The sequence below is a fragment of the Nitrospira sp. KM1 genome (assembly GCF_011405515.1).
Lineage (GTDB): Bacteria > Nitrospirota > Nitrospiria > Nitrospirales > Nitrospiraceae > Nitrospira_C.
In genome coordinates this window covers 3786592-3795379 of sequence record NZ_AP022671.1, presented here as the reverse complement: position 1 = coordinate 3795379, position 8788 = coordinate 3786592, and the positions used below count along the sequence as shown (strand labels likewise).

Sequence of the window (8788 nt, the reverse complement as noted above, 5' to 3'; positions counted from 1 at the left end):
TCATTCCTTCCGTCTTGTTGAATCTCCAACTGTCCGCTCTGGCGGTTTTTATTCGCTGTGAGCACGCCGGTCACCATGAAGTCTGGGCTCGATGCGCTTACGAACCCCTGTGGTTCACGAATCGCCTCCGTCTTCCACACTTCCGACCTAACAGTCTCATTTTTCTCTTATTGGTTTTCGCGCCGAATCTTCGACGCCATGCCCCTGATCCGAAATTCAGCGCCGTCGGCCGAGTGCATGACTGTTTCCGATTCGATCGTCGCGTAGACCACCACCTGGCTTCCAGCGAATGCCGACACTCTGTCCACTTCCTTCGGCTCGCACAGGACGAAATAGAAGATCGGTATTGCTCCCGTATCATCTTGCAGCGTAAAAATGGGACCGCACGTGGACCTGCCCATCATATCTTTGCTGTCCCATCGCCCAATCTGTGTCAGCCCGCCCTTCAACACGACCTCATGACGGTGATACGCACTCGGATTCCAGAGAATCTTCTCAATCGGAACGATGCGGTCCTCTGCATGACCGCTGCCTCCCCAGCACATCACGAACAAACCGGCGATCCCGATGCATATGGAGCGAGACCATTTCCTATCCACGCTCATCAGTCGAGTGCTCCTTTTAGTTATTCGCTCGCTGTTCCCTACCCACCTCGGTCGTGCAATCCTCCCTGAACTGCCCTGCCGGCTGAGCGCCAACCGGCGCACCCGGTGTTTGACCGAGTCGATTGCCGACCTGATGCATCCGTTTCCTCCATATTCGATACGTCTGGACTTGTCGCTCGACCCTCGCCGCTTGATCCAACACACGGAGATCGTACAGCTCCCGCAGCAAGACTGTCGTAAGCGGGCCGAAGACAGGAGAATCTTTTATAAAGAACAGGACTCGTTGTCGTTCTGCGACCAACTCGTTCTGCGCCGCCTTCAGCATGGCCGTCGAAGAGGAAGAGGACGCATGCCGGGAAATATCACGAAGGCGCTCGGCACACTCGACGATCCGGTTCAGTGCCGGAGCAAGACGCTGGAAACGCTGGTGCTGCTCGACAAAATCAGGAGCATCCTCCTGGCATTCCAAGTTGCTCACACAATCAGTGAATTGTTCGTACCAATAGCGCCGCCAGAAGGCGCCGTACCAATCAACTGAGAGATCCCGTTCGCCGACTCTTTGTCGATAGCGGACAAGGCCATCGGCATCCACATCGGATTCATAGATTCGTACACCCGTCCAGGATTGCGGGAACGACCTTAGGCCAAGAGCGTGGAGGCTCAGTGCCGCCACCTGCTCCGGAATGATCTGGTCTTTGCAGACGTGATGCACACAGGTTTGTTCGATGTCGCACGGCGCACAAGCGATGTCCGGTTGGATGATCCAATGTCCTGGCCCATGAGGACCGGTTTCGTGAAAATCCACGTGCCCTAAAGAAAGATTGATCACGGGCGTGCCAACCCCGGCAGCCACATGCATTGGTCCCGTATCGTTGGTCAGCAGGAAACGGCTACGACGTAACAATGCCGCGAGTTGCGGGATGTCAGTTCGCCCGATTGCGTTATGCAACGGCTGAGTCCCTCCTGCTGCGTGATACGCCGCCAGGGCATGGGCGGCCGGCTCCGTTTCACCGGCAGTTCCGATCAACACGAATGCGGCATCCGCTTGGCGACTGATCGCTGCCAGCGTGCGACCAAAATTCTCCGGTCGCCAGGTCTTACGCCCATGACTGGCACCGATCTGGACCGCGATAACCGTGTGGCGGTGACCCAGCGATTCAAAAAATTGGTCGGCCCAACTTTCTGCCCACAAAGGAACCGAGAGTCGAATCGGCATCCAAGGGCCGGGGCCGCTGCCTCCCAGCGCCAGCAAATCGGCAATATGAAAGCGGTTGAGCCGCCGGCTGCGATGCATATCGACACAATAGGCAAACCAGGGATTGTTGAGGACAGAGATTCCGTTCACGGAGATGACCCCGCGTGTATCCGGCGCTACCACGAGCGAGGCGAGCTGCCCGCTTCGGCGAGTGAAGGTCAGATTGATTACACGGTCATAGCCTCTTGCCTTTAACGCTTGCAGCCATGCCGCCAAGCCGGCAGACGATTGCAAATCTTCGCTCGTGTCTTCGGACCCCTTGCTCGTGCGTTCGCTGAGGTCTCGGCTCAATACCCGGCGAAGTCCTGGAAGCAATGAGGCCGCTGGGGCAACCCGCCGGTCGACGATCAGATCGATCGCCACACCGGGCCATTCATGGTGAAGTCGATTGATGAGCGGCATCGTCTGAACGACATCACCCATGCGCGCGATATTGAGAATGAGGACCTGCTTGTATACGGGATGATTCATCACTCAGACATCACCGTTTGTTCCCTTTGCATCACACGGTCGAGCAGCCCAAGAAACTGCGGCAGTTTTTGTCGAGAGTGTACGAGCGCTCGACCAACGCGCCCCCCGCCTGACCGAACTCGCGATGTTGTGTTCGATCGCATAATACCCGGAATGCTTGTTCAGCCAGGCATCCACATCACAAAAGTCTCCGAACAAACCGGTGCACTCATGCTCGATGACCTCCCGGACCGGCGCGACATTCGACGCGAGCAAGGTGCATTCACAGGCCAGCGCATTGAGCAACGACCAGGAGAGCACGAACGGCACGGTGGGATAGATATGCAAATCTCTCAGGGGAAAAAGATCCCACAGCCGGGCTTGCGATACCGTGCTCAGAAATCGGAACCGCGACACATCCGGCTGCCCGGTTTGCATCACATGCTCGCGAAAGGTCTTCGTCTTGATGTGTCCGAGATCATTGCCGTAGCAGACGATGGGGCAGTCATACAGTTCTTGCAGAAACACCGTCGTGCGGAAACCACTGCGTCCGATGATCACATCCGGATTGAGCTGCGTGTGCTCACAGGCTTCGTAGACGGCATGCGCGGACCAGACGGCGTTCTCGAATGTCCGCGAACAGAACTGCGTCGTCTGTCTGGCTCCGCCGCGCGGTGTGAACTTGATGCATCGGACACCCGCTCGGAGATCACTGGCATTGGCCGAGAGAAAAACGCAGTCGAGATCCGGCTGCCTGCCGAGGCGGGACAGCAGCGGGCCAAACTGTCCGGGGAAGTTCGGATGGATGAAGAGGAGCTGCATAGCGGACGAAGCGTCCGACTCCCTTCTATTGCTCAATGTGGGCTAGGGCTGGTCTTCAGTTGACTGGCATCACGCAAGCCGACCAACACCTGTTGAATCTGTTGATGCAACCCGACCAGCTGTTCGAGTGGCATCGCCATGCGGGTGACACGCTGACCGTCGATACTCTTCGGCGCAGATTGCCCATCTTGAACGGTTCGAGCGATTCGTCCGAGCAGCGCCGGCTCGATGAATCCGAAATCCAAATACGCAATCCCTTGTGCCACGGCCACGGTTGAAAAATTGGCTGTCGTGGGCTGATCCGGCCGTTCAACCGGACGCAATCTCACGTTGACTCGAGTCGATGACTGATCCTGCTTGGCCCCGTTCTCCGGCGTGACGTCCTGCATGGCTTGCTCCTTTCCCGGTAATTCTTCGCCCCTCACCCCACTCACACCTGCCGATGGAGACTATTCATCCTCTCGCAACCAGTCAAAGAAATCGGATAGGCAATACTTTGCATCAAAGAGACGTTCACGTAATTGACGGAATGGGGGTGAACTAGTTGCCCTGTGGCTCGAAGGTTGATGCTAACCGGCGAGGTGATTTTCAGTAGGTCGGCTTCGTTCATCTCACTCATATGTCCTCCTAAAATTTTCGTTACTCGATGAGAAGAACTATTTAGCATTACGAATTTTCACTTCTTCTACATGAAGCCTCCCCTCCGCGCAAGCATTTTTATGCGCCAGATATGGTTGTATTCGCCTATTAAAGCAACCATTTGGACACAGATGAATCAATCAGGCGCGCCTCAAATTGGCGCAAACTTTTTGGCCCGCCCATACGCAATGAAGTGGCGCACCTAACTGCGTGAGGAGCCAACTAAAACACTGCAACCATGCGCTGGAAGTTCGCGGAGACTGCTAGATCTATCAAGGAGAGAAGAGGCTTGACTGCCGGAACATCAAATAGATTGTGCCAGGCCAGTATTTCGAACTACCCAATCTGACCGGTCATTGCCCTGGATTGGACGCAGATCGCCTGAGTGATCACGTCATCAGCTGTTCTGGAATGGCGAATGCACTCGCCTGCTCATTCAGAGCAACGGATAGGATAAAGATCTATAGTAAAGAGATCAGGCTGCAGCGCGGGATTTTTGGAGCGGTTGCATTCGAATGCGGATTCGATAAAAGACAAACTCCGACGGCTTCTGTGGCGCGATTCCGACCTGGCACACGATCCGCCCTTCCCGGATGTCGGCGTCGGTCATGACGCTCTCATCGCATTGCACGCAGAATGCTTCTTTCGACCGTTCTCCTCGAAGGGCTCCCATTACCCACAACACACCCAAGTAGCCTCGGACATGCCGGATGACTTGCCTCCATAATTTCGGGGCATTGGTCGTCTGATCGCTGACCCACTGGAGCTCAGTTGCACACCAATTCTTGATGAGGGTCCTGGCGGTATGGATTTCTCCACCAGCTCCTCCCCCGTGCTCGGTCCCGATTTCCTCAATCGACACGTATTTGGTCAAAAATGATCCCCATCGGCTTCCATGACTATCTTGCATTGCGGTCTGTTCCATGAACGCTCCTGGCTAACAATTACAACAGCAATGATCGTGCCGAATCTCCTGAGGAAATTGGACCTTTAAGTTTTTGATTTTCCGAATGGGAAATTCTTTCCGGTGTAAAAATATGTATCAGGCGTCCGAATCGCAGGGAAAAAACATACAGAGTGGATTGCTATCGATTCAAAACAGAATGATCATCGATGACCTCTCTGCAGCTTCTTGCCAGCACCCCGCTTCATGTCGGAATCTAAATCTTGTCGTCGTGATGGAAGGCGGGCGGCTCGGCCCACGGCCAACATTCGCTGTCTAAACGAAAACTCCCTTATTTCATGTACTTGGGCCGCTATGACTCACCTCGCAGGCCATACACATAGTTTTCCTGGCCAACTCCTTCCGTTCACGCGAAAAATCGCCATAGCCGGCATATCGCACGGCGCCGTCGATGCATGATTCTGGGGCAAAACGTTACGGCGTGCGCCCGGGGGATTGCTGGCCGGTGCGTGGCGCTTTCGGATTCAGAGGATTGTTCATACGCAGGTTGGGATCGGGCTTATAGGCATCGGCCGCATTGGACGGAGCGATGGAGTCCAGTGGACTGACGATGTTGTTCGGATTCTTGGCGTCGAGGGCATCGAGTGGATTGGGCGGCATTGCGGGACGGTATTGTTTCGTGTCTTGAAACACGTTGTAGTCGCGACGAAACTTCTCCTCGAAGTTGACTTGGGCAAGCGCAGGTACGGAAGCGAACAACTGGCCTAGGAGGACCCCATACCATACAATCCGGATGGAGCCTGGACGAAACATGGGCACAGACTACTCTTGAATCGCATTTAGTGCAACTTTAACGCCTTTTTTCTCCCCTTGGACATGAGGCAACGGCAAAGTCACGTTCCGATCATCAAACAGAGACGCTACCATGCATAGGCTTCAGGAGCCTGTCCGCCTGGCCCGGGGAAAATTTCGTCCAAGCGTTTCAACGTCTCGCGGCTCAAGCTGAGATCGAGCACGCGCATCGTGCCATTGAGTTGGTCCATGGTGCGCGGGCCGATGATCGGGGACGTCACGGAAGGTTGATGCAACAGCCAGGCAAGCGCCACGTCCGCCGGCCGTTCACCCAACGTTTGACAGAGCGCTTCATAGGCTTCGAGCTTCGGACGGAATTTTTCGATATCCTTTTTGACATCCTCGTCCGCCCGCCTCCCTGTCGTGACCGGCTTCAGCGCGCCCGCCAGGAGACCTCGGGCTAACGGACTCCAGGGAATGAGACCAATGCCGTATGCCTGGCATGCGGGAATCACTTCCAACTCGATCATCCGCTCGTTCAAATTGTAGAGGCTTTGCTCGGAGACAAGGCCCATGAAATGACGGTTCTTGGCCAGCTCCTGGGCTTGAGCCAGATGCCAACCTGCGAAATTGCTGCTACCGGCATAGAGAATCTTGCCTTCGCGGACCAGTTGTTCCATCGCCTGCCAGACTTCTTCCCAAGGCGTTTCACGATCCACGTGATGCATTTGATAGAGATCGATATACTCCGTTTTCAGACGCCGAAGGCTGTCCTCACAGGCCCGGCGAATATGGAGAGCCGAGAGACGCGATTGATTCGGCCATTCCCCCATCCGGCCGAACACTTTCGTCGCCAGCACGACCTTGTCACGACGCCCCCCGCCCTGCGCAAACCACCGACCGACTATCTGTTCGGTCACGCCCTCGCCGACTTTCCATCCGTAGACATTGGCGGTGTCATAAAAATTGATGCCACGCTCCAGCGCCCGATCCATGATGGCGAAGCTGTCTGCCTCGCCGGTCTCAGGTCCGAAATTCATGGTCCCGAGGCACAACCGGCTGACTTTCACGCCCGAACGACCAAGATGAATATATTTCATGGTTGTCGGCAAAGGATGATGACACGTCTTCCGCGGAGCCTATCATAGCGAGGCAAGTTGCGACAGACGGCGGGGTAGTCCCGCATCGAGGAGCACCAGGAGCGAGTGAGCTTTTAGAACGGGATGCGAACTCCCATTTGGAATTCGTTGGGAGAGAGCGATTGCCCGAGATTATTGCCGACACCTGGGACGGCTGTCGGGGAAAGGCCGCTATTGAGGGAACGGTCCAACTGGGAGGAATAGCCACTGTTGAAGCCTGCTCCGAGATACGGAAGAAATGTCTGCCCGCCCACCGAATATTCACCGTTGATCGATGGGACCTCGCGATACAGCGTTGAGGGTGAACTCACGCTGGGCATCGACCACACGGTTGTGCTGTCAGTCGTCACGTCTTCATGTTCAAAGGTCTGGGCCGATCCGAGATCCAGGGGTTGATCAGGTTTCATAGCTTCATGTTCGGGCATAGGCCCCACCGGTAATGTTTGGCCTGCAGGAGTTGTTATCAATTCGGCAGCGAATGTCGAAGCGGGGTTGATAGAAATTGAGAGGAGCGAACCAATTAGACTTAGACCGATTGAAAATAAGGCAGCCAGGCTTCTCATGACCATCGTTCCAACATAGCTATAAGGAACTATATAGGCCGATGGTCAGAGATATCAAGAACTGCGCCAGGATATTTTCCAAGGTATCTGGGATAGTCTACCCCAGTGGATCACAAGGTGTTTCATTTACCCATCGAAGTTGTGTGAAAAACCCCGCGAGCGTTTTCTCAATGCATCGGTATGAGGCTACTTGCCCATGACGACCGCAATGGCATGCAGCAGCAGGCCCACGATCCCTCCGACGATGGTGCCGTTGATTCTAATGAATTGAAGGTCCTTCCCGACCTCTCGCTCGATAGTTGCGACCATATGCGCAACCGTCCAGTCGCTGACCGTCGTGGTCACAAGTTCACCGATTTTGTCCCGGTGTCGGCTCGCCAACTCCACGACCAAGTCCTGAAGTCCTCGCTGGAGCATGGACAGTAATGCCTGATCGTCCTGGACCATCTTGCCAAGCCCGCTCAGCACTTCATCGAGATAGTCCCGCACTTCCGAATGCTCAGCCTTCAAATCCATCAGCAGCCAGCGCTTCAGGTTATGCCAGGATTCGTCGACCAGGTCGAGGAGCGCTTCATAGGTGAGTATCTTTTCTTTCACGTCCGCCTCGCGGCGCAATGCCTGTTCGGACTGCATGAGCCATTGGGCTCCCATCTCGAGACGCTCGATCAGCTGCAGGCGTACTGGGTCTTCATGGTCGGCCTGCATGTCGTACAGGACATTGCCGAACCAATCGACGAACTTGTTGGCCACCTTCTCGTCGAGATTGATGAGACTGAGCATTCGAGACCAGGGCAACTTATCAGCGATGAGCCGTACCAATTGATCGCGATGCGTTTCGACATACTCTGTGACGGCGCCACATGCATCGTCCACCAGCCGGTCACGACGCGGGCTCTGCAGAAAACTCGACAGCATGCGGCCCAGCAGCGGTGCGATGGTCGAATGACGAATCGCCTGCGTGGCGAGATGCCGGAAGAACCGCTGCATGGCGGCATCTTCGGACGCTTCGAGCAACCGAGCCAGGAGGCCCGCCCATTCCTGAGTGAGCACTCGCCGGCGGCCGGGATCGATCAACATGGCCATGACCTCTTGAGGGACGTGCCAGGATTCAATCAACCGGCCGATCGCGTCGGGTGTCACCAGCTTCCGTTGAGTCAGGCTGCCGATGCTGAGAGCTATGCGGTTCTTATTGCGGGGGATGATTTCCGTATGGGGAATCGGCAGGCCAAGCGGTTGCCTGAACAGCGCCGTCACTGCATACCAATCGGCCAGAGCTCCGACCATCGCCGCTTCGGCAAAGGCCCGTAGCCAGGATAGGGCGGGATAGCTCTCTTGCCATAGAAGCGTAGTGACAAACAGCCCGGCCATGAGGAAGAAAAGCCCGGTGGCTGCTATTCGCGTGCGGCGATAGGCATCCGGTATGCCATCCGGTTCCGCTGTTGCTTCCTCGCGCATAGGACACCCCTCAAGAGGTTCATTACGGTACACGGCGGATTTACCGCGCGTATTGGCGCGCCGCTACGAAGACGTTCGCAGCTCCCAGGAAGCTAACACAGTGGATTATATCGGCGCAGCGGGGAGTTATGTGGCAAGCACTGAAGAGACGTGGAACTGGCCTA

At 55.7% G+C, this 8788-nt stretch carries 9 protein-coding genes; all 9 read right to left on the bottom strand.

The genetic code is table 11. The features are described from left to right. Window positions 1–167: 167 nt before the first annotated feature. The 9 genes from W02_RS17970 to W02_RS17930 all read right to left on the bottom strand — a co-directional run bounded on the left by W02_RS17970 (window position 168) and on the right by W02_RS17930 (window position 8624). Window positions 168–605: a hypothetical protein gene (locus W02_RS17970; protein WP_173050219.1), complete on the bottom strand. Its 438-nt coding sequence runs from the start codon at window positions 603–605 to the stop codon at window positions 168–170. Window positions 606–621: 16 nt separating this feature from the next. Continuing rightward, complete coding sequence (locus W02_RS17965; RefSeq protein ID WP_173050217.1) at window positions 622–2331, bottom strand: glycosyltransferase family 9 protein; 1710 nt, start codon at window positions 2329–2331, stop codon at window positions 622–624. Window positions 2332–2334: 3 nt separating this feature from the next. Further along, on the bottom strand, window positions 2335–3132 hold the full coding sequence (locus tag W02_RS17960; RefSeq protein ID WP_173050215.1) for a hypothetical protein: 798 nt from the start codon (window positions 3130–3132) through the stop codon (window positions 2335–2337). A 32-nt stretch (window positions 3133–3164) separates the two neighbouring features. Beyond that, a complete protein-coding gene (locus tag W02_RS17955; protein WP_173050213.1) occupies window positions 3165–3521 on the bottom strand; it encodes a hypothetical protein in 357 nt (118 codons plus the stop codon). Window positions 3522–4246: 725 nt separating this feature from the next. Then, window positions 4247–4696 carry a hypothetical protein gene (locus W02_RS17950; RefSeq protein WP_173050211.1) on the bottom strand — a complete coding sequence of 150 codons (450 nt, stop codon included), beginning with the start codon at window positions 4694–4696 and terminating at the stop codon, window positions 4247–4249. A 453-nt stretch (window positions 4697–5149) separates the two neighbouring features. Next, complete coding sequence (locus W02_RS17945) at window positions 5150–5494, bottom strand: hypothetical protein (RefSeq protein WP_173050209.1); 345 nt, start codon at window positions 5492–5494, stop codon at window positions 5150–5152. A gap of 101 nt (window positions 5495–5595) precedes the next feature. Then, complete coding sequence (locus W02_RS17940; RefSeq protein ID WP_173050207.1) at window positions 5596–6567, bottom strand: aldo/keto reductase; 972 nt, start codon at window positions 6565–6567, stop codon at window positions 5596–5598. 113 nt (window positions 6568–6680) lie between these two features. Beyond that, window positions 6681–7031 carry a hypothetical protein gene (locus W02_RS17935; protein WP_173050205.1) on the bottom strand — a complete coding sequence of 117 codons (351 nt, stop codon included), beginning with the start codon at window positions 7029–7031 and terminating at the stop codon, window positions 6681–6683. Between the two features lie 324 nt (window positions 7032–7355). Further along, the gene (locus tag W02_RS17930; RefSeq protein ID WP_173050203.1) at window positions 7356–8624 is read right to left on the bottom strand and encodes a DUF445 domain-containing protein; all 1269 of its coding nucleotides are present in this window, start codon (window positions 8622–8624) and stop codon (window positions 7356–7358) included. Window positions 8625–8788 lie beyond the last annotated feature (164 nt).